The organism is Vreelandella aquamarina (assembly GCF_900110265.1).
Classification (GTDB): Bacteria; Pseudomonadota; Gammaproteobacteria; order Pseudomonadales; family Halomonadaceae; genus Vreelandella; species Vreelandella aquamarina.
The window spans coordinates 45,163-71,887 of sequence record NZ_FODB01000005.1 but is presented as its reverse complement, the minus strand read 5'-3'; the positions used below and the strand labels follow the sequence as shown (position 1 = coordinate 71,887).

The following is a 26,725-nucleotide window of genomic DNA, read 5'->3' as shown; positions in this document are numbered from 1 at the left end:
TTAGCCCTCCGCAGCCCGGCCCTTCTGCGGGAAGAGTCCACGCGGGCGTTTTTGAATAAACAGAATGATGAAGACCAGCACGATAATCTTGGCCAGCACCGCGCCCGCCCAAGGTTCCAGCACCTGGTTGATCACCCCCAGCGAGAGCCCCGCCACTAGCGTGCCCCACAGATTACCCACGCCGCCGAACACCACCACCATGAACGAGTCGATGATGTAGTTCTGGCCGAGATTGGGGCCTACGTTGGTGAGCTGGGAGAGCGCCACGCCCGCCAAGCCCGCCACGCCGGAACCTAGCGCAAAGGTCATGATATCCACGCGGGTGGCGCGAATACCCATAGAGCGCGCCATAGCGCGGTTCTGGGTAACGGCACGCACTTCAAGCCCTAAGCGGGTACGGCGCATAATCAGCATCAGCGCAGCGAACACCACCAGCGCAAAGCCCAGCACGAACATCCGGTTGAGCGTGAGCGACAGCGCGTCGTTGATGACCAGCGAGCCGCTCATCCACTCCGGCGTCACCACGGTGCGGTTGAGTGGAGAGATCACCGTGCGCACCAGCTGCTGCAGAATCAGGCTGATACCGAAGGTTGCCAGCAGGGTTTCCAGCGGGCGGCCTTTGAGGAACTGGATCACACCCCGCTCAATGGCAATGCCCACCAGGGCGGCCACCATAAAGCCTGCGGGGATAGACAGAATCAGCGCCAGCCCGGGCTGGCCCGGCAGCAGCTGCTGCATCATCCAGGTGGTGTAGGCGCCCAGCATCATCAGCTCGCCATGGGCCATGTTGATCACGCCCATCACGCCAAAGGTAATCGCTAAGCCAATCGCTGCCAGCACCAGCACCGAGCCCAAGCTCAAGCCGAAATAGAGCGTTTCCAGGCCCCGGTTAATTTTGAGCTGCTGTTCAATACCGGCCAGCGCCGTGGCTGCTGCCTCGGCAACAACAGGGTCGTCGCTATTAGCCGCACGGCCTAACGCCACGCGAGCACGCGGGTGAAGGCTGCCGGTGAGCGCCTCGACACCCGCCATCTCGCCCTGCTCGGCGCGATAAATCGCTACCGCTTGGGCCAAGCGCGTGCGAACGTACTCATCTTCCGCGTCAGCAATCACCGGTTCCAGCGTTTCGGCCAGCTCGCCGTCCACTTCGCCCAGCAAACGGTCGGCGGAGGTACGGCGGCGTTCCACATTGGGCGAGTAGAGGTCCACCACGGCGATGGCGCTACGTAGCTGGTTACGCAGCGCATTGTTGATGCCGATACGGTCCAGGTCGCGGCGGGACATTTCACCCAGCGGCTCGTTAGTCAGCGCATCGGCCACCGGCCAGTCACGGCCGCGATTATCCAGCACCAGCACGAAGCGGCCATCGTCAGTGCGCTGCAGGCGGCCATCCAGCAGTGCCTGCAGCCAGTCGCGGGCGCGCTCATCGTCGCTTTGTAGAATAGCGGTAATGGCTTCGCCTTTATCGCGGTAGGAGTCCACATCCAGCGCGGTCAACAGCGCGAGTGCGGCTTGGTCATCGGGAGTCGAGGAGCTGCTTTGTGCCTGCGCCGACACGGCGGTGCCGAGTAGCATCAGGCACAGTAGCCCCAAGGAAAGGAAACGCCTCATGGGGTTCTTCCTTTGGTGATCAAATGGGAGAGGTAGCGTGCTCCCCTACTGCGCCATTGCGCTGGCACAGTAGGGGACGAAAGTTACTCGGCGAGCGCTGCTTCGGCTTCTTCTGCTGCGGTGCTGCCCCCACAGGAACCGTTCACAACGTTAAAGTTGCCGCACTCCATAGGCTTGCGCCAATCAGAGATCAGGTCACGGGAGCCCGGCAGGTAATCCGACCACGCATCACCGGCCACGGTAGAGGGCGTTTGCCAGACGATATCGAACTGACCGTTATCCTGAACTTCACCGATCAACACCGGCTTGGTGATGTGGTGGTTAGGCATCATCGCCGAGTAACCGCCGGAGAGGTTCGGCACGGTCACGCCGATAATCGCGTCTTTCACCGTATCCACGTCGGTGGTACCCGCTTTACGCACCGCTTCGGCCCACATGTTGAAGCCGATGTAGTGCGCTTCCATGGGGTCGTTGGTGACCGCTTCTTCATCGCCCGTCCAGTCGATCCAGGCGTCGATAAAGTCGTAGTTGGCGTCGGTGTCCACGCTCATGAAGTAGTTCCAGGCGGCCAGGTGGCCCACCAACGGCGCGGTATCGATACCGGAAAGCTCCTGCTCACCCACCGAGAAGGCAATCACCGGAATGTCGGCGGCATCGATCCCCTGGTTGGCCAGCTCACGGTAGAACGGCACGTTGGCATCGCCGTTAATGGTGGAGATCACGGCGGTGGGCTTGCCCTCTTCGCCAAAGCGGCGGATTTCGGAGACGATGTTCTGCCAGTCCGAGTGACCAAACGGCGTGTAGTTGACCATGATGTCTTCTTCGGCCACACCGTGCTCATCTTTCAGGAACGCTTCCAAGATGCGGTTGGTGGTGCGCGGGTAGACGTAGTCGGTGCCGATCAGCGCGAAGCGTTCAATACCGACTTCGTTGATCAAATACTCAACGGCAGGAATGGCCTGCTGGTTGGGGGCGGCACCGGTGTAGAAGACGTTTTCAGACGACTCTTCGCCTTCGTACTGCACCGGGTAGAAAAGCAGGCCATTCAGCTCTTCCACCACCGGCAGCACCGCTTTACGGGAGACGGAGGTCCAGTTGCCGAAGATCACATCCACTTCTTCCTGGGCCAGCAGCTCGCGGGCGCGCTCGGCAAACAGCGGCCAGTTAGACGCGGGGTCAACCACCACGGCTTCTAGCTGACGGCCAAGCAGGCCACCGGCTTCGTTCTGCTGCTCGATGAGCATTTCCACGGTGTCTTTCAGGGTCGATTCACTGATGGCCATGGTGCCGGAGAGCGAGTGCAGAATACCGACTTTGATGGGGGCGTCGTCTTGGGCAACCGCTTGCACGCTGGCGCCCATCACAGCGGCGGTGACCAGGGCAGTGGCGAAACGGCTAAGGGTACGTGGGTGTGTCTTGCGCTGCAGTGTGGTCACTTGAACCTCCTTGCGCCCCTTATGGTTAGGGCTCGTGTTTGGGGTACCGCGACCAAGCGTTGTCGTTATTGAGGCGACGGGGCACTTGGTGCGTCCACTCGTGGGTCGCGAGTTACAACTCGTATTCACACGTCGCTATACACACTGCAAGGGGTGCGCCAATGTGGAACAAAGGCCACTATTAAAAATACAATCAATCACTTAGCCGTGTACAAAAAAACACAACTCAGGCGGCTTAGCACCAAGATGGCGCAACGCGGCGGCGCGCATGCACGATATTCATGCACCAACACGGCGCTTTGCACCACCGGCGGGGATGCACCATAAAAAAAGCGCCCTAGCAGACGCTAGGGCGCTTTGGGGGTACCGCACTGAGCGTTAGTTAGCGGCAGTGGCCGCTTTATTACGACGCTTCTTGAGCAACGGCAGGCCCAGCGACAGCATCGCAATCACCAACAGAGAGAGCGAAATCGGCTTATCGATAAAGGTGCTCCAGTCGCCACCAGAGATCTGCAGCGCCCGGCGCATGGACTCTTCCATAATGTTACCCAGGATCAGCGCCAGAATCAGCGGCGCGGTGGGGAAGCCAAACAGGCGCATGCCCAAGCCCAACAGGCCAAAGCCCAACAGCAGCAGCAGGTCGAAGACGCTGAAGCTCATGCCGTAAACGCCGATCATGCAGAAGATTAAAATCATCGACAGCAGCAGCGGGCGCGGCAGATCGAGGATTTTAGCGATCAGCGGGATCAGCGGCAGGTTCAGTACCAGCAGGAAGATGTTGCCGATGTACATACTGGCAATCACGCCCCAGAACACATCCGGACGTTGCTCCAGCATCATCGGGCCAGGGGTGACGCCCATTACCAGCAGCGCGCCCAGCAGTACCGCCGTAGTGCCGGAACCCGGTACACCCAGGGTTAAAAGCGGCACGAAAGAGCCGGTACAGGCGGCGTTGTTCGCCGCTTCCGGGGCGGCCACGCCCTTAATGTTGCCCTGGCCAAAGGTGTCGCCATCTTTCGCCAGGCGCTTCTCCATGCTATAGCCCAGGAAAGAGCCAATGGTGGCGCCCGCCCCCGGCAATACGCCGGTAAAGAAGCCCAGTACCGAGCTGCGGCTGATGGGGCCAGCAATTTTCTTCACTTCACTACCGCTCAGCTTGAGCGAGCCGATGGCATTGCGCGGAGCTTCCTTGCCACCGCCCCCACGCAGCAGCATGTAGAACACTTCCGCCAGGGCGAAGATACCCAGCGCCACTACCAGAAAGTCGATACCGTCGAGCAGTTGAATCGAGTTGAAGGTAAAGCGCTCGGTACCGGTTTGCGTGTCGATCCCCACAATCGAGATCATCACACCCACTACCGCCGCAATCAGGCCTTTTACCAAGGATTTATCCGACAGTGACACCACCGCCGTTAAGCCCAGCACCATCAGTGCAAAGTACTCAGCAGGGCCAAAGCTTACCGCCACTTTGGAGAGCAGCGGTGCCACCAGCATCAAAAAGATCACCGATACCGTACCGCCGATAAAGGAGGCATACGCCGCAATGGCCAGTGCCTTACCCGCCATGCCCTGCTTGGCCATCGGGTAGCCGTCAAAGGAGGTTGCCACCGTGCCCGCCACGCCGGGGGCGTTGAGCAGAATGGATGAGGTCGAGCCGCCGAAAATAGCGCCGTAATAGACCCCTGCCATCAGAATCAAACCGGAGGAGGGCTCCATGGCAAAGGTAATCGGAATCATCAGCGCCAGCGCGCTGATCGGCCCTAGGCCTGGCAGCATACCGATAATGGTACCGGCAAACACACCGGCGAAAACGTAAGCGATATTGATTGGCTCAAGCGCGATGCCAAAGCCATACATCAGATTGTTTAAGGCATCCATGGGAGTGTCTCGCGTTAAAACCCGCTAAGCGTGCGTCAGCACGCCCTGCTTAGAACGGCAGTACGCCGGTGGGTAGGTAAACATCCATTACCCGTGTCATGGTCAGGTAAAGGGCCAGTACCACACCCAGCGATGCCGCCAGGTTGACGCCGTGGCGGCGATAGCCGTAGTAGGCGGTTAAACCAACGCTTAAGAGCGTGGAAGCCAAGACAAAGCCCAGCGGCACCAGCAAAAACGCATAGGCGGCGATGGCTAACGAGGTCACAATGACACGCGCCCAGGGGGTGAACAGCAGCGGGCCGTTGGTGGCCTCATGGTCGATCTCATCGGCCCCGGCAATAGCGCTCGGCTTTTCAAAAAACAGCAGCGCCGCCAGCAACAGCAGAGACACGCCCAATACTTTGGGGAACAGGTCGGAATCCACCGGACGCGGTAAGGGGAACGTCGGGATTTGCCAAGCCATGGCTAAATAAGCAGCCGCCACCAGCGCCAGTACAAGCGCTAGCCACTGGTTAGTATTCAATCGGGTCATTGGGATTTCTCCGAAGGAGCCAACGCGGATGCGCTGGCCCTCGCGGTAACAGACAGAAGATCCCAGCGGCGTGGCGCCACCGGGGAATCTCTAACGGGCGCTGGCGCTTACTGGCGCAGCAGGCCCAGATCGGTCAGCACGCTGCTGAACTGCGCTTGCTGCTCATCCAGGAAGGCACCAAACGTTTCGCTATCCTGGTAGGCATCGATCCAGCCCAGCTGGTCGCTGGCTTCGCGCCATGCGTCGGTTTCGAGCATTTCAGCGAATAGCGTTTCGTAGTACTCCACCGCTTCTTCCGGCATTTCCGGCGCGCCCATCACGCCACGCCAGATATCGAAGGTGTAGTCGTAGCCCTGCTCTTGGTAGGTGGGCACTTCGGCCAAACCGCCGCCCAGACGCTCTTCAGAAGAGACGCCCAGCGCGCGCAGCTGGCTACCTTCGCCAAGCTGGCCCACGGCTTCACCAGCACCACCGATCACCGCTTCAATGTGGCCGCCCATCAGGTTGGTCATGGCATCGCCGCCGCCAGAGAACGGGATATAGTTCACTGCCGAGGGCTCCATTCCCGCCGCCGACGCCAAGCCCGCCATCGAGATGTGGTCCATGGAGCCTGGCGCACTGCCGCCGCCCACACTCAGGCCGGGGTTGGCTTTGAGCGCTTCAAACAGGTCTTCCAGGGTTTGGTATTCGGAATCCGCCGCGACCAGAATAATCGAGTAGTCGGTGTTGATACGCGCAATCGGCGTGAAGTCAGTGTGGTCGTAGCGGGAAGCGCCTGCCAGCGGTACCAGAATCATCGGCGGGCTGGTGGCAAACAGTTTGTGGGGGTTGCCGCTATCGCGGGCGACCTGGGCCCACGCCACGACACCGCCGCCGCCAGGTACGTTGATGGCCGCGAAGCTTTCGTCTGCCAGAGACTCCTGCTGAATCACGCGGGACATGGTGCGTACCAGGGTGTCCCAGCCGCCACCGGGGTTGGCGGGGGCGATGAATTCGATGGACTTGCTCGGCGTCCACTCCTGCGCTTGGGCAGATGTCGTCATGGCCAGGGCCGCCATCGGCAGGGCCAGCACGGCGATGCGCTTCAAGGAAAGCGTAGTCATTGGCGTTCTCCACGTTTTTGTTCAGGCGTTATTGTTCAAACGGTGTTTTGGTGGGCGCGGTTTGTTGTGTGCGCCGAACAAACCAAAAGCACGGCTAACCAGCAGCGCGGGCGCTGGAGTGGTTAGCTTTGTGTGGTTACGCCGTGAACGTTAGAAGAGTGCTACCCCCGACGACAAGCTTATGACCATAAACGACAAACTGTTCTTTTTGTGCGTTTTGTTCATTTTGTTCACGCCGAGGCACTTAGAGACTGTCCAACCACCCCTTAGCGGCGCCTAGCAGCCGATAGCGCCGTTCGGGGCGGCCAACATCGCCATACCCTAGCTCGGCGCTCACCGCCTGTTCAGCGACTAAAAACTCCAAATAGCGCCGCGCGGTTGAGCGGCTGGCGCCCATGGTGCGTGCTACCTGCATCGCGGTGAGCGAGTCGGGCGCGGCAGCCAGCGCATCCACCACCCGGCGCAGCGTTAAGCGGTCGATGCCCTTGGGTAGCGCTCGGCTGTCGGAGCGTGTGGGTTCGCTCGGGGTAACCCGGGCCAACACGTGATCCAGCTCGTCCTGGCTCATCTCGGCACGGTTCGCCAGCACTTCACGCTCGCGGCGGAAGCGGGTCAACATCTGGTTCATGCGGGCCGCTTCAATGGGTTTGATCAGATAATCGAATACGCCGCCGCGCAGCGCTTCGCTGATGGTCTCCACCTCCTTGGCGGCGGTCACCATCACAATATCCACATGAACATGATCCCGTCGGATGGCTCAGAGTAGTTCGAGCCCCTCCACGTCGGGCAAGTAGGCATCCAGCAAAATGAGCTGAATATCAGCGGCGTGCTGGGCCATCAGCGCCTTGGCTTCACTGCCGTTGCGCGCCATGCCGACCACATAAAACCCGTCGCCCTGCTCAATAAAGGCGCGGTGGATATCGGCGATGCGAAAATCGTCTTCGACGACCAAAATGCCGTATTGCGTCGCAGACATGGCGTTTCCTCTTATTCATTAGCGTCGTCATTATTCGTGTCGTTATGAGGGCGCAGGCTCGGTGGCGGCCTCGGCGCATAGCGAGCGGTCCAGCACGGCAATAAAGCATGCGCCGCCCAGTTCGCTCTCTTCCAGCGTCACTGCGCCCCCGTGCTGGCGGCACAGCCGCGCCACCAGAGCCAGCCCTATGCCCCGATGCTTGCCGGTTTTGGTGGAAAATCCTTCGGCAAAAATCGACTCCGCATGCTCGGCGGGCACCCCGGCACCGTTATCTTCCACTTCAATAAGTAGCTGCTCGCCCAGGTCGGTGAAAAACAGCCGCACAGTGGGCTGGTCGCCGTGAGGGCCGTTGAGCGCGGCGTGGCAGGCGTTATCCAGTAAGTTACCCACCACGCTCATCATGACCTCTTGGCCGGTGGGCGTTAGCGGGCAGGAGAGCGAGCTCTGCTCGTCGATTTCTAACGTAACGCCCAGCTCGCGGGCGCGGGTGAGTTTGCCCAGCAGCGTGCCGCTCAATACCGCATCCGCCACGTGGCGCATTAAAAAGCTCATTTGCGCCTGGGCGCGCTCGGTTTCCTGATGAATCAGCGCCAGCGCTTCGTCGATACGCTGCAACTGCAACAGGCCGGAGATGGTGTAGAGCTTGTTGGAGAACTCGTGGGCCTGGGCGCGCAGCATATCCACATCGCGACTGGCTTGGGTGAGTGCTTGGGAGAGGTCGATAATTTCTCGGCGGCTACGAAAAGTGGCCACAGCCCCTTCTATTTCCCCTTCATGCAGAATCGGCACTCGGTTGACCACCACCGGGTGATCCCCCAGCCACATCTCCTGGTCAAACTCCTGCTCGCCATGCTTCAAGACTTCCAACAGCCGCGAATTGGGCACCACCTCACGGATCGGCTGACCCAGCAGCACATGCTCGTCGGGCAGCTCTAAAAAGCGCCGCGCCTGCTGGTTCACCAGGGTGATATGGCCATCCTGGTTCACCGCGAGAATGCCTTCGTGAATCGATTGCAGGATGGCCTCTTTCTCCATCGCCAAGCGGGCGATTTCGTAAGGCTCCAGCCCTAAAATGATCTTTTTCAAGTGCTGCGACAGCCAGTAAGCGCCCGCAAACCCCAGCACAATCATCAGCGCCACCAGCGCCCAGCCGAGGCTGGTGTAGCGGGCCACATCCATATCGACGCGGTCGAGCATAAAGCCCACCGAGACCACCCCGATGATATTGCCCTCCTCATCCCACACCGGCGTTTTGCCGCGCATGGCCGTACCCAGCGTGCCGGTGGCTTCGGAGACATACGACTGGCCATAGATAAGCGCCTGGTCGTTATCGCCGCCCACCATGGGCTGGCCGATACGCTCGGGCACAGGGTGGGAGTAGCGGATCGATTGGGCATTACCCACCACCACGTAGCGCGCGCCGGTCTCCTGACGCACTCGTTCGGCAAGGGGTTGAATAATGGCGGAGGGGTCAGGAGAGGAAAAAGCGTTTACAATCTGCGGCATCCCGGCCACGGTTTTGGCCACAGCCAGTGCCCGCTAGCCCATTTGGTGGGTGATGATCTCGGCTTTGCGGTGGTTCAAATAGGTGCCCTGGGCCAGCAACATGCCCGATAACAGTAGCCCCACCAGCATCATTACCTGTAGGCGAAAACTGCGCTTATACCAGCGGCGCTTGGCGCGGGTGCGGCGCCAGCGCTGTAATTCGGCCAGTGTTCTAGGGCGGGGGGCGGTCATAACGGAACTCATGGTGCGCGACCGCGTCATTATGGCACGCAGTGCCAAGCGGCGTTAGTCGTTGCGCTTTCACCTCACTTTGCTTATATAGCAGCCACTTACTGAACCCAAGCTCAAGGAGGAGTGTCGTGCGACATTTGCTACGCTCACTGGTATTCACTAGCAGCGCACTTTGGGCGACCGGCGTTGCGGCCTCGCCGTTCTATGCGCCGCCGCCTCCGAAAGAGGACACCCCCGAATTTAGCGGCGATGCGGAGCTTGGTTTTACCCGTCTTTCTGGCAACACCGACAGCCAAACACTGATCGGCAAATCGCGTCTGACCTGGCTGACCGGTCAGTTGACCCATTCGCTACGCGGCGAAGTGCGTAACGTCAGCAAGGATGGCGAAACCAGCGCGGAGCAATATCTGCTCGCAGGGCGTGAACGCTACGACTTTAGCGGGCCGCACTACCTGTTTGGCTTTGCCCGCTGGGAGAAGGACCGTTTTGCCGGGTACGACCAACAGCTTTCGGTAATTGGTGGCTATGGACGGCAGTTGTTAGAGAATAAGCAGCACACGCTCTCGCTGGAAGCAGGCCCGGGTTACCGCAATGATCGCCCGCGAAAAGAAGATAACCAGCAGTTGGCCGTGGCCTATACCGCGCTGGACTACCGCTACCGACTCTCTGATTACGCTGATATTGCCCAGGAGATGTCGGTAGAGTACACCGATGCAAACACCACCGGCCGTTCGCTAACGGCGCTTACCGCCCGTCTTAACGCTAGGCTGTCGCTGCGCCTCTCTTATGAAGTGAAGCACAACTCACAACCCCCGGAGGATGCCAGCGAGCGCACTGATACCACGACCAGCGCCTCGCTGCTGTATAGCTGGTAGCACCATCATGGTGCTACCCACGCCGATTAGAAGTGAAATTTAACCAGTGCACTCACCGCGCTTTCCGTATCCATAACGCTGTCGGAAAGGCCATATTTATTGTGCCAGTAGGAGTACTCAATCCCTGCGTAGAGCACTCCTGGACGGCCACGGTAGTGCCCTAAGTCTAATTTTAGCTGTGGGTTGAAATGAAACTCTGCGTCATGGTCCGATGCCGACGTTGAGTAGTCGATATAGCCATCAAACAGAAAACGCGATGCTCCCACCTCAAACGGCGCACCCCAGGTGAGCGTCATTTGCAGATCATCGGCGATTTCACTGTTATTGACGTAGTAGAACGTGCTGTTGAAGTACGTTGTGCCTGGCACGTCCCAGGCGAAGCTCACGCCTGTCAGAATGTTGGTAGCATTGGTGCCACCGCCAAATTCATAGGTTCCTGCTAGCGACACATCTTTCAGCGCGCCCCGCTGCAAATCGACGCCACTTAGCCAGCCAAGGCTGAGCGTTGGGGAGAATTCGCCATACAGATCGTCGTCACCATCGGCTTTACCTCGCCCTTGGTTACGATCCACAAACAAAAAAGTGCCGCCCCAGTCGTGTGCCGTCACGTTTTCAAAGGTGACATAGGTATCGGTGCGCTCATTACGCCCAAACGCTTGGTACTGATCGCTATATAGCAGCGAGATACTTGAGTCTGAAAATAGTTTTTCAGCCGAGGCAAGCGGTGATATCAACATGGCAGCGGCTAAACTAGCGATGGGTAAATATTTCATTGGGTCCCCTTATTGTTCAACACTGGCTATGCCAGCAAATTCAGTTAAACCGCAGCGGTACTTCGCCGCTACGGCGTTTCTTTTCTCAACTACGGTGTGCCCAGGCAGTCATACGCTTTTCTAATTGGGCAAACAGTTCGTACATCACCATGGCCATCGCGCTGATCACCAGCAGCCCGGCGAATACCAGCCCCATACGCATTTGCGAACCAGCGCTCATCATCAGGTAGCCGATGCCCTGGTTAGAGGCGACGGTTTCCGATACGACGGTGCCCACAAACGCTAGGGTGATGGCGATTTTCAACGAGGCAAAAAAGTACGGCAGCGAACGCGGCAGCCCTACTTTCAAAAGCACATCCATGCGCCGCGCACCCAGTACTCGCAGCACGTCTTCCATTTCTGGCTCCAGGGTTGCCAGCCCTGTGGCCACATTCACGACAATGGGAAAAAAGCAGATTAAAAAGGCAGTGAGAATCGCAGGTACCGAACCGATACCAAACCAGACCACCAGAATTGGCACAAAGGCCACTTTAGGAATGGCATTAAACCCCACCAGCAGCGGGTAGCAGGCGTTATACAAAAAGCGCGACGAGCCGATGATAAAGCCCAGCACTAACCCGACCGCCACTCCCAACCCAAAACCGATCAGCGTGGTCCAGAAGGTTTGCCAAGAGTGCTGACCAATGGGGCCTGCATAGGTAATCAACGCCTGCGCGGTTTCCAAGGCGCCGGGGAAGATAAAGCTCGGTACGTTAAATAGCCGCACCGTGACTTCCCAGATCATCACCAGCACCACCACCGCAATCCAGGGCGCCAGACGTTCAATCAGTTTGCTATTTACGGTCATAAAAAATGCCTTAATGGTGCCGACGCAGAGAGTCATCGATCAGGTGCTACGCACTTCACCAATCTGGGCGCGTAGTTCCTGCACCAGATCAATAAAGGGTTTTTCGTAGGTGGTCTCCAACGCTCGGGGGCGAGGCAGCTCAATGGAGCGACGCTCAATCACGCGTCCTGGGCGGCGGCTCATCACATACACCGTATCGGCTAAGAAGGCCGCTTCACGAAGGTCATGGGTCACCAGCACAACGGTAAATCGCTGGGCTTCCCATAAATCCCGCAGTACGCACCACAGCTCTTCGCGTGTAAACGCATCCAGCGCGCCAAACGGTTCATCCAACATCAGCAGACGCGGCTGGTGGATCAGCGCCCGGCAAATGGACGCCCGCTGCTGCATACCGCCTGATAGCTGCCAAGGGTATTTATTCTCATGCTCGGCGAGCCCGACGGTTTTCAGCAGTGAGCGCGCCCAGCCCACAAACTCCTCGCGGCGCTTACGAAACTGCCGACGGTAGGGCTCAACAATTTCCAGCGGCAGCAGCACGTTATCCAGCGTGGTACGCCAGGGCAGCAGGTTGGCATTCTGAAACGCCATACCGGAGATTTTCAGTGGTCCGGTGACCGGCGCGCCATCCACGCTGACACTCCCTTGGGTAGGTGCGTGCAGGCCTGTGCATAACTTCATAAAGGTGGATTTACCGCACCCGGATGGCCCCACGAAGGCGACAAACTCGCCCTCGCGGATGGAGAGATTAATATCCTCAATGGCGTTGCCTGTGCCGTCATAGGCCAGGCTTACATCATCAAAGCGGACAAACGCTGCCGACATTACTCAGCCTCCGGCAGCAGCATGCGCTCATCGACGGGCGGTAAGAAACGGGAGTCGAAGACTTGGCTGGGTGATGGCAGTGTGGGTAGGTCGTAGGCCTTAGCCACTAGCGCAACAGCATCCCGTAGGCGCTCATCGTCCACTCCCCCCACGCCATATTCGCGGGCATCTGGGGTGTCTACCACGCTTTCCAGGGCCAGCTTCAGACGGCGGGTTTCCATTTCAACGTCAATCAAGCTATCGCGCTCGCGCACGTACTCAATCGCCGCTTCGGGATCATCCAGGGTGTCGCCCAGGGCGCGGTTAAACGCCCGCAAAAAGCCTTGCACAGCCTCAGGGTTCTCGTTGGCGAAGGACTCGCTAACAATGATGGCATTGCCGTAAAGCGGAACCCCATACTCGGGGAACGGCATGATGGTGAGCTCCTCTTCGCTCATTCCCCGCTCTTCCAGGTTCAGCAGGCTGGTGAAGTAGAAGCCGGTAATGGCATCTACATCACCTCGGGTAAGCAGTGTTTCGCGCAGCGTAGGGTCGACGTTTTGCCACTCCACCGCATCGGCCGCTAGATCATTGGCCGCTGCAAAAATACCCCAAGCGCGGTAGCCGGTATCAAAGGCCGGGGCAGCGATGGTTTTACCGGCTAAATCAGCGGGACTTTCGATCCCGCTCTCTTTACGGGTGAATACCGCGGTGGGCGTTCCGTCGTAAACGATATAGACACCTTGAATGCCAGGGCCATCAGGGTTTTCAGCAAGAAATTCGACTAGCGCGTTAAGATCACCAAAGCCCATCTCATAGGCACCCGAGGCCACTCGGTTAATCGCGCCTGCTGACCCGCTGCCGGAATCAATTTGTACATCAAGGCCTTCTTCAGCAAAGTAGCCGCGGGATTCAGCCAACAGAAAGGGGGCGGAAGGCCCTTCAAAGCGCCAATCTAACTGGAAGCGAATGGTTGTCTCTTCCGCCTGACCGACCCCAGGCAGCCATAAAAGAGCCGACGCCCCCAATAATGCAACGCGTTTTAATCCCGGAAAAACCGCTGTTGAAGCATTCATAGCAAGCACACCTTGTATACAAAATTGTGCTACGTACCAAGCATGAATGCTGCCAATCTTTTACAACTATAATTATCTCAATACGTTAATAAGCATTGATAGATAATACTTAGGAATATATCGCCGTCTATCGCCTTATCTTCCCAAGCCAACATGCCTTATGAAGGTGCGTAGACATAACCATATGCACCAAATAGCAACTTTTTTAGACTTTCGTCTATACACCACGTATACTATGCGCAGTTTCCTGTCCTCGCGCCATTCATTGAATGGCGCTTTTTTTTGCTTTGAAAACCTGTGGCCAGCGGCGTTAAGTCGGCTCCCTCTTGGGTTTATTAAGCTAAAGGTTCTGCTCCCGCTCTTTCCTGCAACCTCCCATTCCAAATAGGTACTCTTCATGAACCAACCTGCCCAACGCGCCGAGGGGCCCTCGCGGTTTTCCCTCGGTGACCCTATTGTGCTGGTGCTTAGCATCGGCTTCATCGTGGCATTTCTGGCGCTTTCGTTTTACGACATTGACCTAGTCGCCAATTCCATCAGCGCAGGCTTTGCCTGGACCGCGCTGGTGCTGGGCAGCTATTTCCAGCTGCTGCTTCTGCTGACGTTTTTTATCGCCATTGGCGTGGCGTTAACGCCTGCGGCAAAAGCTAAGATCGGCAATCTCGATGCACCAGAAATGAGCACCTTTAAGTGGCTCTCGATCATTCTATGTACGCTGTTAGCCGGTGGTGGGGTGTTTTTTGCCGCAGGCGAGCCGGTGTACCACTTTGTGGTTACCCCACCCGCCTTTGATACCGAAGCGGGCACCGCTGAAGCGGTATCCGGCGCGCTGGCGCAGTCGTTTATGCACTGGGGCTTTATGGCCTGGGCGGTGCTGGGCTCGCTCACTGCCGTGGTGCTGGCACATGCGCACTACGTGAAAGGCCAACCGCTGCAGCCGCGAACGCTGCTCTACCCTGTTTTGGGAGAGCGCTTGATGCGTGGCCCGCTGGGCGGCTTAGTGGATGCCTGCTGCGTGATTGCGCTGGTGGCGGGCACAGTCGGCCCCATCGGCTTTTTGGCCACTCAGGTAAGCTTTGGCCTGCATGAGCTGTTTGGCCTGCCGGAAGGCTACACCGGGCAGCTGATGATTCTGGCCGTACTGGGCACTGTTTATGTGCTCTCTTCGATGAGCGGGGTGCATAAAGGCATCCAACTGCTGAGCCGTTTCAACGTACTGCTGGCCTTAGCGATCGGTGCCGTGATTATCGTGTTCGGCCCCACGCTGTTTTTGGTGAACACCTACGTTTCCAGCATGGGCGCGTATGTCAGCGAGTTTTTCACCATGGCCACGATGACCGCTGAAACCGCCCCGGCGTGGTGGATGCAGTGGTGGACGGTGTTCTTCTTTGCTTGGTTTATCGGCTATGCACCGCTGATGGCGATTTTCGTGGCACGCATTTCACGGGGCCGCAGCATTCGCGAAATGATTCTGGCGGTTGCCGTACTCGCCCCGATTGCCACTACCGTATGGTTTACGCTACTGGGCGGCTCCGGCATTTACTATCAGTTGACCGGGGTAATTGACCTGACCGAAGCGCTCAATAACTTCCAGTTTGACGTGGCGACTCTCACGGTGGCTCAAGCTCTGCCCGGCGGCACCTGGATGGCGCTGGCGATTCTACTACTGACCACGATTTTTGTGGCCACCACCGGCGACTCCATGAGCTATGCGATTGCCGTCGTCGGCGCAGGCCATGATGACCCTAGCCCTTACATGCGCGCTTTTTGGGGTATTGCGATGGCCCTGATGGCGGCCGTGCTGCTGTATATGGGTGCAGGTCAAATTGGCGCGCTGCAGCAGTTTATCGTGATCACCGCGATCCCGGTGTCGCTGATTCTGCTGCCCTCGCTATGGAACGGCCCGCAAGCGGCTTACGCCATGGCGCGGGAACAGGGCATCATCGACTAACGGTGATCAGCTAGCTCTAACTACAGCCCTTCCAACAGCCGCAGAATCATCTGCGGCTGTTGGTTCACTCGGGTTAGCATGGCAATACCCACCTGCTGAAGCAGTTGGGCGCGAATAAGATTGGAGACTTCTTGCGCGTAGTCGGCGTCTTGAATACGCGACTGTGCGGCGGAGGTGTTAATGATGTTGGTGTTAAGCCCGTCAATGACGCTCTCGAAGCGGTTCTGCACCGCGCCTAAATAGCTGCGCTGGCGGTCGACCTGCTTCATGGCTTCATCCACGACATCCATCGGCTTGGGCGTGGCCGAACCATTATCTAATACGCTGAAGTTATCCAACCCCAGCGCCTGACGCCCCATCGCCGAAAAGCTCACGCCAATCACATCCCCGGCGTTGGCCCCTACCTGAATATTGAGCGTTTTATCGCGCTCGATCAGCTTAATGCCGTTAAAGTTGCTCTGCTTGGCGACGCGGTCAATCTCTTCCAGCCGTTGGTCGATCTCTAACTGAATAGACGCCCGATCTTCTGAGGAATTGGTGCCGTTGAGCGCCTGAACGCTGAGTTCGCGGATGCGCTGAAGGCTGTCGTTGATCAGGTCCAGCGAGCCTTCGGCGGTTTGCACCATAGAGATACCGTCGTTGGTATTGCGGATCGCCTGGTTCATACCGCGAATTTGTGCGCCCATGCGATTGGCAATCGCCTGGCCTGCCGGATCATCCTTGGCGCTATTAATACGCAGCCCAGATGACAGACGCTCCATGGAGGTCTGCATCGCTTGCTGGCTACTGCGTAGATTATTCATCACCAGTAGCGACGTGATATTAGTCGCAAGGCTGATCACGGGCGTGACCTCGGAAGTGAACGCAAACAGTGCGGTGGTAGCGTGAATATCGGCCTATCTTTAGAAAACGTGAGCCCTGCCCCGTAAAACTTTCCCAGTCGCTACTATTTTTTTCAGTTCGTTTTTTTCAGTTCGGTCTCTTCAGTACGGCTAGCACTTCGTCCACTGGCCCCCGAACATAGTCGTGATGAAAGTAGCCATCGTCGACCACTTCGCCATCCCAGACCACAATGTCTAAGTCCATGGTCCGGGGGCCAGATTTGATCGGCCCGCGAACACGGCCTAAGCGATGCTCAACCTCTTTTAGGTAGGCTTTAAAGTCGCCCAGCTCAAGCGTAGTGCGCACCACCAGGGCGGCATTTAAGAAGTCTGGCTGCTGCTGAAAGCCTACCGGGGCAGTGCGCACCGCTTCGGAGCGGGCCAGCAGTTCGCACTCACTGCTCAAAATCTCAAGGGCTTTGGCAAAGTGATGCTCTGGCTCAATATTGGTTCCTAGCGAGATAACGCACTCGTGTTGAGCCGACGCGGGCGGGGGGGTTGACGTTACGGGTGACGACCTTAATGACATAACTATATCCCAATATAAGAGGCTGGATGACTAACGGCTGGTGAGCCGATGACCTAGCCCACACCGTTTTAGCGTATAGGTATCAATCGGCGCTCCAACAGAGTAGACGGTTAACCATCCCGTTCAAGCTCTGTACAAGTTATTGACAAACGCTGCACTCACGCAGAGAGTCTTTTTGATTACCATGACAACGTTAGTTAACAAACACTACCTGCTGCGAGGGATAAAGCAATGGAGACACCTGCTGCACTTGTAACCGGCGGCGCCACGCGCCTGGGCCGCTATTTTGCTGAAGCGCTAGCCGATAAGGGCTTTGATATCGCGCTACACGTGAATAGCTCCCGGGGGGAAGCAGAGGAAGTGGCAGACGCAATTCGCGGGAAGGGTCGTGAGTGCGAGATTCTGCCCTGCAACTTTTTAGAGGATTCGCTAGAAGGATTAATCACCCAAGCTAAAACGCGTTTTCCTGGGTTGAACGTGCTGCTCAATAGCGCCTCAGCTTATGAACCAGCGCCGATTGCCCGTACCGATATGGCCATGCTGGAGACTCAGTTTCGAGTCAATATGTTTACCCCGCTGTTATTGACGCGCCACTTTGCCGAGGTGGTCGAACACGGCCAGGTCATCAATATCATCGACAACAAAGTGGCCTATCACCAATATCCGTATGCGGCGTACCTGCTCTCCAAGAAAAGCCTAGCTGAGATGACCCGTATGGCAGCGCTGGAGTTTGCTCCGCGCCTACGGATTAACGGTATCGCCCCTGGTGTCGTGCTGCCTGCCTCCCAGCGTACCAGCGACTATATCCAGTGGCGCATCGAAGGCATTCCGGTCAATCACCAAGGCAACCCAGCACACCTTGTACAAGCCCTGCACTATTTGCTGGATAATGCCTTTGTGGCCGGGCAAGTGCTATTTGTAGACGGCGGCGAATCGATCAACCTAGAGGGTCGCCACTCCGAAAACTACCCTGGCGAGCGGCGCGACTGACCCAACACAATGAGGCCGCCCGAAGGCGGCCTTGTCGTTGATGCGTCGAGGATCACACGTCCTCATCGTCAGGCTTATGGTGCTCAGCCTCTTGCGCACTCGGTGATTTTCCACGCCGTGGGCGATGGCGGTCATCCACTTCGAGCTCTGCTCGTTTGGGCTGCCCTGCCGGGCTACCATCGATGGTGAAGTCCTGCTGCATGACACGCAGGTTGGCAGGCGGCGCAGAGCCGGACTTGTCCTGCCCGAAGTACAGGGTGGTATGCGGGAACGGAATCTCGATACCCGCCGAGTCGAAGCGCATCTTGACGAGGCGATTGTATGCCCGGCCAACGCCCCACTGGTCACCCGGCGTGGTCTTGATGACCACACGGATATTGACCGAGCTGTCGGCCAGCGCAGTAACGCCCGCCACAGTCATGTCCGCCAACAGTTGATGGCCATGTTCGTCACTGGCTTTAAGGTCTTCGAAGGCCAACTGGAGCTGGGCAATGGCATCGTCGATGTTCTCGCGGTAGGCAATACCGTATTCGCCCACGTGATTACCGTACTCACGCATGTAGTTGGAGACCGTGTCCACACTGGAGAACGGCACGATATGGTAGGTGCCGGAAAGGTCGCGAATACCCACCGAACGTATGCTCAACCGCTCAGCAGTGCCGGTAATACCGCCTACGGTCACGACATCGCCAGTATTCATGGCGTTTTCGACCTGGATGAAGACGCCGGTGATGACATCCTGCACCAGTCTCTGGGCACCGAAACCGATCGCCAGACCCAGCACACCGGCACCGGCAATCAGCGGCCCGATGTTGATGCCGATCTCCGACAGAACGATCATGCCGGTAATGGTCACCATGGCAATGGCCAGCGCATTACGGAACAGGCTCAGCAGCGTTTTGGCACGGGCAGAGGGTTCGCCGTGACCGGTTTCCGGGTTGAGCTTGTGCTCAATCAGGCTTGCCAAGCCCAGCCATATGCCCAGCGACACAATCAGGATCACTGCTACGCTGATCAGGTTACCCACCAGATTGGCACCGCGCTCGGAAGCATACCAAGCGGCGAGGTTAAAGGCTCCCCAGGCATCCAGCACCACCATGATCACCGCAACGACGATCACCGTGCGCAGCACGCGCAGCGCGTTGGGCACGTAGCTATTCAAGCGCACTTCCAAAAGCGGCAGTTTGCGGCGCAGGTCATCGGAGAGTTGAATACGACGACCAATGGTCTGTGTCAGGAACGTAGACAGCAGCAGGCCCACGACCACGGCGCCGAGCGTCTTCAACGTCGCAAAGAGGACAAAGGGCAGCGCATCACCCGGACGGGTAAGCGTCAGCACAAACACCATTAAGAAATAGATCAGCGCGAATAGGTGCCACGTGCGGGCAAACAGCTGCAGCGATACACGGCTCGCCGTCAGCGTCGAGCGCGCGCTCATTTTATTTAGATTATCGCGCAGGCGCACGCGGTTTTTGAGCACCACGCCCACCGCATAGATGAACGCCAGCAGCATGATCAGCGTGCCGACCGCTTGTCCCAGGGTGGCGGCCACATAGAAGTTGACCAGCGGTACGACGACCATCAGGCCGTATCCCACCATGCCAATCAGGCGCGCCAGCCAGCGGTTCCAATACGAGGCTTCTTGAGCTGAAATCGGTAATAAGCGAAGACCCTCGTAACGCGAGGAGAACAGCATTCGCACACCGGCTTTGAGCAGCTCGATGATCAAGAAGGCATTTAAAAAGAGCGACGCGCGGGTAGAGAGTTCACCGGTCTCCCCCACGGCAAAGGTGGCCACCAAGTTACCGCCAACGTACGCCAGGGCGATCAAAAGAATATCGACGACCGCGGCGACCGCGACACACAGCACTAAACGTAGCACCGGCGTCAGTCCCGTGCCCTGCTGTGACCAGCCGCTGATTTTGGTGAACAATGATTTTGCCAACCGGCGGAACACCATAAAAATGGCGAAGGTCGCCACGATCACGATTCCCAGATTGATGGCTGCGTTCATGAAGGCCGCCATATCGAAGCTGCTGCCCGCGCCTTGGCCGGTAAATATATTGCCGACGATCGCCACAGCCTGCTCGATCTGACCGCCCACATCACCTACTACACGGCTGGTCAACTCTGCCAACTGGCGGGGTAGTGAGACGTCCTCGGGCGCTACGTTGCCCCCCGCGGCAGCGGCTTCCGGCGACAGCTCGGCCGCAACGCCAGCAGGCAACTCAGACGCTTGATTACGCAGCAGTTCAATGAGCTCCTGGCGGGCCTGCTCGTCTTCCAGCAGGTCGGCCAGCGCCGCATAAGAGGGCTGCTCTTCAGCGACGGACGCATCGCTCTCGGCGCTTAACGTGGTTTGCGCCATGGCTGGCCCGGCCAGCATGGCGAACAGCGCCAGCATCCAGACGCTGAGCCAGGGGAGTAAACGTAGTGACGTCACACCATAACCTCCTTTTGGGTGAGTATTTGCCATCCTGCCCTCGTTAAAGTTCAACCTAAGAATGTTAAACACAGGATAGTGCATCCAATGGAAATGCAAGCTTTGTATAACGCTCGATCCAAAGTGACTAGCGTAACATGACTCGATGTAAGAGACGTTAACGCGGCTGTTTTTGGTACACCAATGAAACCGAGTGAAGGTAATTGCCGTTTATTGGCAGTAAGGCGCCAACCATTGATGGGCCAGCGCAATCAGCAGCCCATAGCGGGCACCTTTTGCCAGCACAATCCAGAGCAGCGCCCGCCACCAGGCAAGGCGCATCACCCCTGCCAGCACGGTGAGCGGGTCGCCAATCACGGGTAACCAAGACAGCAGCAGGCTCGCCTCACCAAAGCGGTGGTACCAGCGCTCGGCGCGGGCCAGACCCTCAGGCGACGCCGGAAACCAGCGGCGATGTTGAAACTGACGAGCGTAGCGGCCCAGGGCCACATTGATCAAACTGCCCAGCGTGTTGCCAGCCGTCGCCACAACCCACAGCACCAGTGCCGGCTCACCAACACACCATAGCCGCGCCAGCCACACTTCCGAGCCACCAGGCAGCAGGGTGGCACTGGCAAGCGCCACCCAAAACAGGCTGAACACGATACGCGCCCTCTAACGTTTAACGGGGCAGCTGGCCGCCGAGCTGCTGGGTAATTTCGTCGGCTATTTGACGCACCAGCGCCCCCAGTACCAGCAGGCGCTCTTCGGGAATGCGCGCCATGGGGCCAGACACAGAAATAGCGGCTAACGGGGTGCGGTGCTCGTCGAAAATGCAGGCCGCCACGCAGTGCAGGCCAATCGCATGCTCTTCCCGGTCGCAGGCAAAGCCTTGGGCGCGAATGGCGGCCATTTCCGCCTGCAGTGAATCCGTTTGATAGAGGGTATTTTCAGTCACACGGGCCAGCTCGTAGCCGCCTTCTAACAGCGCGCTGCGCTCCTCCTCGCTCATCCACGCCAGCAGCGCCTTGCCCACGCCGGAGGCGTGCAGCGGCGCACGGGACCCCAGCCGCGTGATCATGCGCATCATCTGCGGGGATTCGTTTTGAGCCAGGAAGACCGCCGTAGCGCCATCGCGGATACCCAGGTTCGCCGTTTCGCCGGTTTCTGCGGTTAAGCGGCGCAAAAACGGGCGGCTTTTGGCCACCACGTCGCGAGCTTCAAGGAAACTGTTACCAATGCGGAAGGTTTTGACGTCGATGCGCCACAGGCCCTGTTCGCTCTCTTGGGTAACAAAGCCCTGGCTTTGCAGCGCCTGCAGCAGGCGGTGGGTGGTCGAGGGGGCAAGGTCAGCCATCTCCGCCAGTTCCGAGAGCGCAAGGCCCAAGGGGCTGGCGGACAAATACTCGAGTAGCGTGAGGCCGCGTACTAACGATTGGCTATGCCCACCGCTGGCTTTGGTGGCTCCCGCCGGACGTCCGACTGATCTGCGCTTGGCTTCACTCACCTGATACTCTCCTGAAGGCGCTGAATGACGTAAAAAGCCAGCAGGATAACGCGCCGCGCGGGCGCTGTCGCGTTTACGGAAACAAATTCCACCAATGGCTAGCAGCGTGTACTAGCGATGCTGCCAGCGAGGCGCGCGCTTTTCGATAAACGCATCGATGCCTTCTGCCACATCGTCGACCAGGATGATTACGCTTTCTCGCGAGTGCCTTGGCGATGGTTATAGCCCAGCGGATGAGGCTCACCACGGGCTTTGGCCAGCTCAATCTGGCGCTGACGCTCGCGGGCGGCGGCGCGGGTTTTCTCGGGCAGTGAGTCGATACAGTGCGGGCAGCTGATGCCGGGCTCGTAGGCCGACGACTGCATATCTTCCTGAGAGATAGGCATCCGGCAGGCGTGGCACTGCTCGTGCTCGCCTTCGGTGAGGTCGTGGCGAACGGTGACCCGGTTATCGAACACGAAGCATTCGCCGCGCCACAGCGACTGCTCTTCCGGCACTTTTTCCAGGTAGTTCAGCACGCCGCCTTTCAGGTGGTACACCTCTTCAAAGCCCTCTTTCAGCATAAAGCTGGAGGCCTTTTCGCAGCGGATACCGCCGGTGCAAAACATAGCAACCTTCTTATGCTGCTCCGGGTTATAGTGCTTGCGCACATACTCTGGAAACTCGCGGAAGGTGGTGGTTTTCGGGTCCACCGCACCTTCGAAGCTGCCAATCGCCACTTCGTAGTCGTTGCGAGTATCGATTACCAGCACTTCGGGGTCGGAGATGACGTCGTTCCAGTTCTCTGGCTCCACGTAAGTGCCCACGGTGTCGTTGGGGTCGATGCCCGGCACGCCCAGCGTGACGATCTCTTTTTTCAGTTTGACCTTGGTGCGGTAGAACGGCGGCTCGTCGCAAAATGACTCTTTGTGGTCGATATCGGCAAGGCGCGGGTCGGCGGTGAGCCATGCTAGCAGCGCGTCGATGCCTTCGCGGCTACCGGCCACGGTACCGTTGATGCCCTCTTTGGCCAGCAACAGCGTGCCTTTTACGCCGTTATCCAGCATAGTTTGGCGCAGCGGCTCGCGCAGGGCTTCGAAATCGTTCAGGGTGACAAATTTATACAGCGCTGCCACCACAACGGGCGCAGTGGGAGTTGGGGTCGTCATGGAGTGCTCCTGGTAGTCGCCCTCGCAAAGGGCGGACCGGGTCAATAAAGGCGCGCATGATAACAAAAAGCCCGCCGTGGGTGCATCTCGGCGTGTTTGATGCAGATCAACGACACCGCCAACCGTCGATTATTTCGACGACATCATTGAGAAAGCTTCACCCCACGCCACGCGCACTCGGTCGTATAGTAGGCGGTAACTTAACTCAGTGATGAGGTGCTTTAATGAAGATTCGTCGCTCCCACGAGCGGGGCTACGCCGACCACGGCTGGCTGCGCTCCTACCACACGTTTTCGTTCGCCAATTACATGGACCCCAACCACATGGGCTTCCGCGCGCTGCGGGTGATCAACGAAGACCGTGTGGCCCCCGGCCACGGCTTTGGCGCCCACCCCCACCGGGATATGGAAATTATCTCCTACGTGCTTGATGGCGAGATGGAGCACAAGGACAACATGGGCAATGGCGAAGTGATGCGCCCCGGCGATGTGCAGCGCATGTCCGCAGGCACGGGCGTACTGCACAGCGAGTTCAACCACTCTCAAGAAAACGGGCTGCACTTTCTGCAAATCTGGATCGAAACCGCCCAGCGTGGCATTCAGCCCAGCTACGAGCAGAAGCACTTCTCCACCGCCGAGCGGCAGGGCCAGTGGCGCTTGGTGCTCTCCCCAGATGGTCGCGATGGCTCGGTGAGCGTGAATCAGGATGTCAGCCTGTACGCCAGCCTGCTGAGCGCCGGGGAGCAAGTCACGTCCCCGCCCTCACGCTACGCATGGCTGCATGTGGTGAAGGGGGCTGTCGAGGTGAACGGCGAGCGGCTCACCACCGGCGATGCCGCTGCGTTTACGCCGGATGAGCACGTCGAGCTCACCAGCAGCGACGCCAGCGAAGTACTGCTGTTCGACCTGGCCTGATAGGCAAAACGGCCCTTTCGGGCCGTTTTGTGACGCTGCGCGGGTCGGTAATATCAGCTATTCTGCGCCGAATAGAGCACGCGAATCTTCAGCGTGTGCTCTACTTGCTTCAACGCTTCCAGCGCCTGCGGGCCGTAGGCTTTATCGACATCAATCACCACGTAACCGACCTTATCGTTGGTCTGCAGATACTGGCCAGAAATGTTGATGCCGTTTTCTGACAGCACGCGGTTGATCTGAGAAAGCACGCCGGGCACGTTGTCGTGAATGTGCAGCAAACGGTGCTTGTCCGGGTGCGCGGGCAGTGCCACTTCGGGGAAGTTGACCGAGGTGACCGTGGTACCGTTGTCCGAGTACGTGATCAGTTTTTCGGAGACCTCGATACCAATGTTCTCCTGGGCTTCCAGGGTAGAACCACCGATATGCGGCGTCAGAATCACGTTATCCAGGCCGCGCAGCGGGCTTTGGAACTCTTCATCGTTGCCTTTCGGCTCAACCGGGAAGACGTCGATGGCCGCCCCATTGAGTTTTCCTGCTTTAATGGCATCCGCCAGCGGCTCGATTTCCACCACGCTGCCACGGGCGGCATTGATCAGGATAGCGCCATCCTTCATGGCGGCGATCTCTTTCGCGCCAATCATCCAGCGGGTAGAGGGCAGGTCCGGCACGTGCAGGCTGACCACGTCCGAACGATCCAGCAACTCCTCCAGGCTGGCGACCTGGCTGGCATTACCCATACCCAGCTTAGTGATCACATCGTAGTAAATCACGTTGAAGCCGAGCGACTCTGCCAATACAGAGAGCTGTGCGCCGATACTGCCGTAACCCACGATACCGAGGGTTTTACCGCGCGCTTCGTGGGAGTTTTTCGCCGACTTCAGCCAGCCGCCCTGGTGCGCGCGAGCATTCTTCTCGGGAATACCGCGCAGCAGCATAATGGCTTCTGCCAGTACCAGCTCCGCCACTGAGCGGGTGTTGGAGTAAGGCGCATTAAATACCGCGATACCGCGCTTGAGCGCCGCATCCAGGTCAACTTGGTTGGTACCGATACAGAAACAGCCAACGCTTACTAACTTCTCGGCCGCCTCAAACACGCGCTCGGTTAGCTGAGTGCGGGAGCGGATGCCGATAAAGTGAACATCACGAATCTTCTCGATCAGCGACTCTTCATCCAGCGAAGTCGGCAGATGCTCGATGTTCTCGTAACCTGCGTTGTGAAAATTGTCCACCGCGCTTTGGTGGACGCCCTCGAGTAGCAGGATCTTGATCTTGCTCTTTTCCAGGGACGTTTTGGCCATGGCTGAATCAACCTCTATGGTCGGCGGCATGCGCCGTGTATCGGTTCACGGGAGGCCCGTATAGTAGCACAGCCGCTTGCGCTCCCGGTGTCTTGGCGTGATGAAAAGTGTGCGCTTTCAAGATGAACAGAGTGCAAGTCGAACAATCACCCCATAGGGAGGGCAGACGCCACCCCCTCGCCTCGGTGTATACTGTGCGTTTATTTAACAGCATCCGCAGCCACACTCGTCGCCCTTGCTGATACCAGGGCGCCCGGAAAACGGTAGGCATTGCCCAATGAGCGACACCACACCCCCACAAGATTTTGCCGCAACGGTTGCCCAGCTAGAGACCATTGTGGAACGCCTGGAGTCCGGCGAACTCTCATTGGAAGATGCGCTGACCGCTTTTGAGCAGGGCGTTCGCCTGACCCGCGACGCCCAGCAGCGCCTCGATAGCGCTGAGCTAAAAGTACGGGCCCTGAGCGAAGATACCGACGGCAAACTGGCAGTTGCCCCGTTCGCAGGTGCCCCGGATGCTGGCAACGACAGCGAGGAGACGCCGCCATGGTGACCGCCCACGCCTCCCGACTAGCCACGCTGCGCCATGCCAGCAGCACCCGAGTAGATGCCACGCTGGCCGCGCTATTCGATGCACGCCCAGCGGTAGATGAGCGTTTAGAGGCGGCCATGCGCCACGGGCTTTTGGTCGGCGGCAAACGTTTACGCCCGCTGCTGGTCTATTTAGCGGGTCAAGCCCTTGGGGCAAGTGACGACGCCCTGGATGCTCCCGCGGCGGCCATCGAGCTGATTCACGCCTACTCGCTAATTCACGACGATCTGCCCGCCATGGATGATGACGACCTGCGCCGCGGCCAGCCCACGGTGCATAAAGCCTTTGATGAGGCGACGGCTATTTTAGCGGGCGATGCCTTGCAAGCCCTGGCGTTTGAAGTGCTGGCCAGCCGCCCGCACCCGCGCCTGGGCCAGCTAGTCACCACGCTGGCGGTCGCCTCTGGCCGCGATGGCATGGTGGCTGGCCAAGCGCTGGATTTAGCCGCCGTAGGAGGCCACCCGGACGCCGAAGCAATGGCGCATATGCACGCCCATAAAACCGGCGCGCTGATCGTGGCGGCCGTACGCTTGGGCGGTCTGGTCGCGGTGGAAGAGGACGACCCGCGCCTAGCAGCGCTAATTCGCTATGCCCGCGCCATTGGCCTAGCCTTCCAGATTCATGACGACATCCTGGATGTGACGGGTGACACCGCCACGCTGGGCAAAATTTCCGGCGCTGACGCCGCCCGTGCCAAGCCCACTTACCCAAGCTTACTGGGGCTGGCGGGGGCGCAGCGCAAAGCGAACACGCTTATTGACGAGGCCATTGCCGCCCTCGCCCCGTTAGGCGAGCAGGCCGCACCCCTGGCCGATCTTGCCCACTATATGATCGAGCGCGACCACTAA

The 26,725-nt window shown here is 58.6% G+C and carries 22 protein-coding genes and 2 pseudogenes; 6 read left to right on the top strand and 18 right to left on the bottom strand.

What is annotated here, in order from left to right:
* The 7 genes and pseudogenes from urtB to BMY49_RS02475 all read right to left on the bottom strand — a co-directional run bounded on the left by urtB (position 1) and on the right by BMY49_RS02475 (position 9,273).
* Entirely contained in the window at positions 1 to 1,611 is a 1,611-nt protein-coding gene (gene urtB, locus BMY49_RS02505; protein ID WP_089674718.1) for an urea ABC transporter permease subunit UrtB, read from the bottom strand.
* An 83-nt stretch (positions 1,612 to 1,694) separates the two neighbouring features.
* The gene (gene urtA, locus BMY49_RS02500) at positions 1,695 to 3,047 is read right to left on the bottom strand and encodes an urea ABC transporter substrate-binding protein (protein WP_089674716.1); all 1,353 of its coding nucleotides are present in this window, start codon (positions 3,045 to 3,047) and stop codon (positions 1,695 to 1,697) included.
* A 378-nt stretch (positions 3,048 to 3,425) separates the two neighbouring features.
* Positions 3,426 to 4,925 (bottom strand): tripartite tricarboxylate transporter permease, encoded by a 1,500-nt coding sequence (locus BMY49_RS02495; protein ID WP_089674713.1) that lies wholly within the window; start codon positions 4,923 to 4,925, stop codon positions 3,426 to 3,428.
* A 49-nt stretch (positions 4,926 to 4,974) separates the two neighbouring features.
* On the bottom strand, positions 4,975 to 5,457 hold the full coding sequence (locus BMY49_RS02490) for a tripartite tricarboxylate transporter TctB family protein (protein ID WP_054644893.1): 483 nt from the start codon (positions 5,455 to 5,457) through the stop codon (positions 4,975 to 4,977).
* Between the two features lie 107 nt (positions 5,458 to 5,564).
* Positions 5,565 to 6,560, bottom strand: a complete 996-nt coding sequence (locus BMY49_RS02485; protein WP_044629922.1) for a Bug family tripartite tricarboxylate transporter substrate binding protein — start codon at positions 6,558 to 6,560, stop codon at positions 5,565 to 5,567.
* Positions 6,561 to 6,804: 244 nt separating this feature from the next.
* Positions 6,805 to 7,536, bottom strand: a pseudogene (locus tag BMY49_RS02480) (response regulator).
* A 42-nt stretch (positions 7,537 to 7,578) separates the two neighbouring features.
* Positions 7,579 to 9,273: pseudogene (locus BMY49_RS02475) on the bottom strand (ATP-binding protein).
* A gap of 137 nt (positions 9,274 to 9,410) precedes the next feature.
* Between BMY49_RS02475 and BMY49_RS02470 the strand changes: the two are divergent.
* Positions 9,411 to 10,148 carry a DUF481 domain-containing protein gene (locus tag BMY49_RS02470; RefSeq protein WP_044629928.1) on the top strand — a complete coding sequence of 246 codons (738 nt, stop codon included), beginning with the start codon at positions 9,411 to 9,413 and terminating at the stop codon, positions 10,146 to 10,148.
* Positions 10,149 to 10,174: 26 nt separating this feature from the next.
* Here BMY49_RS02470 and BMY49_RS02465 read toward each other — a convergent pair whose 3' ends face one another.
* The 4 genes from BMY49_RS02465 to BMY49_RS02450 form a co-directional block, all read right to left on the bottom strand.
* Positions 10,175 to 10,921 (bottom strand): outer membrane protein OmpK, encoded by a 747-nt coding sequence (locus BMY49_RS02465; protein ID WP_044629921.1) that lies wholly within the window; start codon positions 10,919 to 10,921, stop codon positions 10,175 to 10,177.
* 85 nt (positions 10,922 to 11,006) lie between these two features.
* Positions 11,007 to 11,768 (bottom strand): ABC transporter permease, encoded by a 762-nt coding sequence (locus BMY49_RS02460; protein ID WP_044629920.1) that lies wholly within the window; start codon positions 11,766 to 11,768, stop codon positions 11,007 to 11,009.
* Positions 11,769 to 11,807: 39 nt separating this feature from the next.
* The gene (locus BMY49_RS02455) at positions 11,808 to 12,590 is read right to left on the bottom strand and encodes an ABC transporter ATP-binding protein (protein ID WP_044629919.1); all 783 of its coding nucleotides are present in this window, start codon (positions 12,588 to 12,590) and stop codon (positions 11,808 to 11,810) included.
* Entirely contained in the window at positions 12,590 to 13,645 is a 1,056-nt protein-coding gene (locus tag BMY49_RS02450) for an ABC transporter substrate-binding protein (RefSeq protein ID WP_089674711.1), read from the bottom strand. The genes BMY49_RS02455 and BMY49_RS02450 overlap by 1 nt, the downstream gene beginning before the upstream one ends.
* A gap of 397 nt (positions 13,646 to 14,042) precedes the next feature.
* Between BMY49_RS02450 and BMY49_RS02445 the strand changes: the two genes are divergently transcribed.
* The gene (locus tag BMY49_RS02445) at positions 14,043 to 15,596 is read left to right on the top strand and encodes a BCCT family transporter (RefSeq protein WP_089674709.1); all 1,554 of its coding nucleotides are present in this window, start codon (positions 14,043 to 14,045) and stop codon (positions 15,594 to 15,596) included.
* Between the two features lie 20 nt (positions 15,597 to 15,616).
* Here the strand turns inward: BMY49_RS02445 and BMY49_RS02440 are convergent, their stop codons facing one another.
* Positions 15,617 to 16,438: a flagellin N-terminal helical domain-containing protein gene (locus tag BMY49_RS02440; RefSeq protein ID WP_089674707.1), complete on the bottom strand. Its 822-nt coding sequence runs from the start codon at positions 16,436 to 16,438 to the stop codon at positions 15,617 to 15,619.
* Positions 16,439 to 16,565: 127 nt separating this feature from the next.
* The gene (folK, locus tag BMY49_RS02435; RefSeq protein WP_089674706.1) at positions 16,566 to 17,006 is read right to left on the bottom strand and encodes a 2-amino-4-hydroxy-6-hydroxymethyldihydropteridine diphosphokinase; all 441 of its coding nucleotides are present in this window, start codon (positions 17,004 to 17,006) and stop codon (positions 16,566 to 16,568) included.
* Positions 17,007 to 17,237: 231 nt separating this feature from the next.
* On the opposite strand from folK, the gene BMY49_RS02430 reads away from it, so the two are divergent.
* A complete protein-coding gene (locus tag BMY49_RS02430; RefSeq protein WP_074211295.1) occupies positions 17,238 to 17,996 on the top strand; it encodes an SDR family oxidoreductase in 759 nt (252 codons plus the stop codon).
* A gap of 52 nt (positions 17,997 to 18,048) precedes the next feature.
* Here BMY49_RS02430 and ybiO read toward each other — a convergent pair whose 3' ends face one another.
* The 4 genes from ybiO to trhO all read right to left on the bottom strand — a co-directional run bounded on the left by ybiO (position 18,049) and on the right by trhO (position 23,073).
* Entirely contained in the window at positions 18,049 to 20,439 is a 2,391-nt protein-coding gene (gene ybiO, locus BMY49_RS02425) for a mechanosensitive channel protein (protein ID WP_074211294.1), read from the bottom strand.
* A 210-nt stretch (positions 20,440 to 20,649) separates the two neighbouring features.
* Positions 20,650 to 21,081 carry a YqaA family protein gene (locus BMY49_RS02420; RefSeq protein WP_044629912.1) on the bottom strand — a complete coding sequence of 144 codons (432 nt, stop codon included), beginning with the start codon at positions 21,079 to 21,081 and terminating at the stop codon, positions 20,650 to 20,652.
* Between the two features lie 19 nt (positions 21,082 to 21,100).
* Complete coding sequence (locus BMY49_RS02415) at positions 21,101 to 21,925, bottom strand: IclR family transcriptional regulator domain-containing protein (RefSeq protein ID WP_044629911.1); 825 nt, start codon at positions 21,923 to 21,925, stop codon at positions 21,101 to 21,103.
* A 188-nt stretch (positions 21,926 to 22,113) separates the two neighbouring features.
* Positions 22,114 to 23,073 (bottom strand): oxygen-dependent tRNA uridine(34) hydroxylase TrhO, encoded by a 960-nt coding sequence (gene trhO / locus BMY49_RS02410; RefSeq protein ID WP_062359201.1) that lies wholly within the window; start codon positions 23,071 to 23,073, stop codon positions 22,114 to 22,116.
* A gap of 224 nt (positions 23,074 to 23,297) precedes the next feature.
* Between trhO and BMY49_RS02405 the strand changes: the two genes are divergently transcribed.
* Positions 23,298 to 23,987, top strand: a complete 690-nt coding sequence (locus BMY49_RS02405) for a pirin family protein (RefSeq protein ID WP_074211293.1) — start codon at positions 23,298 to 23,300, stop codon at positions 23,985 to 23,987.
* 53 nt (positions 23,988 to 24,040) lie between these two features.
* On the opposite strand, the gene serA is transcribed toward BMY49_RS02405, so the two are convergent.
* Positions 24,041 to 25,285 (bottom strand): phosphoglycerate dehydrogenase, encoded by a 1,245-nt coding sequence (gene serA, locus BMY49_RS02400; protein WP_089674705.1) that lies wholly within the window; start codon positions 25,283 to 25,285, stop codon positions 24,041 to 24,043.
* Positions 25,286 to 25,562: 277 nt separating this feature from the next.
* On the opposite strand from serA, the gene BMY49_RS02395 reads away from it, so the two are divergent.
* Positions 25,563 to 25,838, top strand: coding sequence for an exodeoxyribonuclease VII small subunit (locus BMY49_RS02395; RefSeq protein ID WP_074211292.1), 276 nt, complete (start codon positions 25,563 to 25,565; stop codon positions 25,836 to 25,838).
* Positions 25,832 to 26,725 (top strand): (2E,6E)-farnesyl diphosphate synthase, encoded by an 894-nt coding sequence (ispA, locus tag BMY49_RS02390; RefSeq protein WP_044629906.1) that lies wholly within the window; start codon positions 25,832 to 25,834, stop codon positions 26,723 to 26,725. Before BMY49_RS02395 ends, ispA begins: the two co-directional genes overlap by 7 nt.

Bases quoted from the DNA above. Each gene is read 5' to 3' on its own strand.
- BMY49_RS02495 (WP_089674713.1), bottom strand. From the start codon at position 4,925: ATGGATGCCTTAAACAATCTGATGTATGGCTTTGGCATCGCGCTTGAG.
- BMY49_RS02465 (WP_044629921.1), bottom strand. From the start codon at position 10,921: ATGAAATATTTACCCATCGCTAGTTTAGCCGCTGCCATGTTGATATCA.
- BMY49_RS02490 (WP_054644893.1), bottom strand. From the start codon at position 5,457: ATGACCCGATTGAATACTAACCAGTGGCTAGCGCTTGTACTGGCGCTG.
- BMY49_RS02430 (WP_074211295.1), top strand. From the start codon at position 17,238: ATGGAGACACCTGCTGCACTTGTAACCGGCGGCGCCACGCGCCTGGGC.
- BMY49_RS02485 (WP_044629922.1), bottom strand. From the start codon at position 6,560: ATGACTACGCTTTCCTTGAAGCGCATCGCCGTGCTGGCCCTGCCGATG.
- folK (WP_089674706.1), bottom strand. From the start codon at position 17,006: ATGTCATTAAGGTCGTCACCCGTAACGTCAACCCCCCCGCCCGCGTCG.
- trhO (WP_062359201.1), bottom strand. From the start codon at position 23,073: ATGACGACCCCAACTCCCACTGCGCCCGTTGTGGTGGCAGCGCTGTAT.
- BMY49_RS02445 (WP_089674709.1), top strand. From the start codon at position 14,043: ATGAACCAACCTGCCCAACGCGCCGAGGGGCCCTCGCGGTTTTCCCTC.
- urtB (WP_089674718.1), bottom strand. From the start codon at position 1,611: ATGAGGCGTTTCCTTTCCTTGGGGCTACTGTGCCTGATGCTACTCGGC.
- BMY49_RS02395 (WP_074211292.1), top strand. From the start codon at position 25,563: ATGAGCGACACCACACCCCCACAAGATTTTGCCGCAACGGTTGCCCAG.
- BMY49_RS02455 (WP_044629919.1), bottom strand. From the start codon at position 12,590: ATGTCGGCAGCGTTTGTCCGCTTTGATGATGTAAGCCTGGCCTATGAC.
- BMY49_RS02450 (WP_089674711.1), bottom strand. From the start codon at position 13,645: ATGAATGCTTCAACAGCGGTTTTTCCGGGATTAAAACGCGTTGCATTA.
- serA (WP_089674705.1), bottom strand. From the start codon at position 25,285: ATGGCCAAAACGTCCCTGGAAAAGAGCAAGATCAAGATCCTGCTACTC.
- BMY49_RS02460 (WP_044629920.1), bottom strand. From the start codon at position 11,768: ATGACCGTAAATAGCAAACTGATTGAACGTCTGGCGCCCTGGATTGCG.
- BMY49_RS02405 (WP_074211293.1), top strand. From the start codon at position 23,298: ATGAAGATTCGTCGCTCCCACGAGCGGGGCTACGCCGACCACGGCTGG.
- ispA (WP_044629906.1), top strand. From the start codon at position 25,832: ATGGTGACCGCCCACGCCTCCCGACTAGCCACGCTGCGCCATGCCAGC.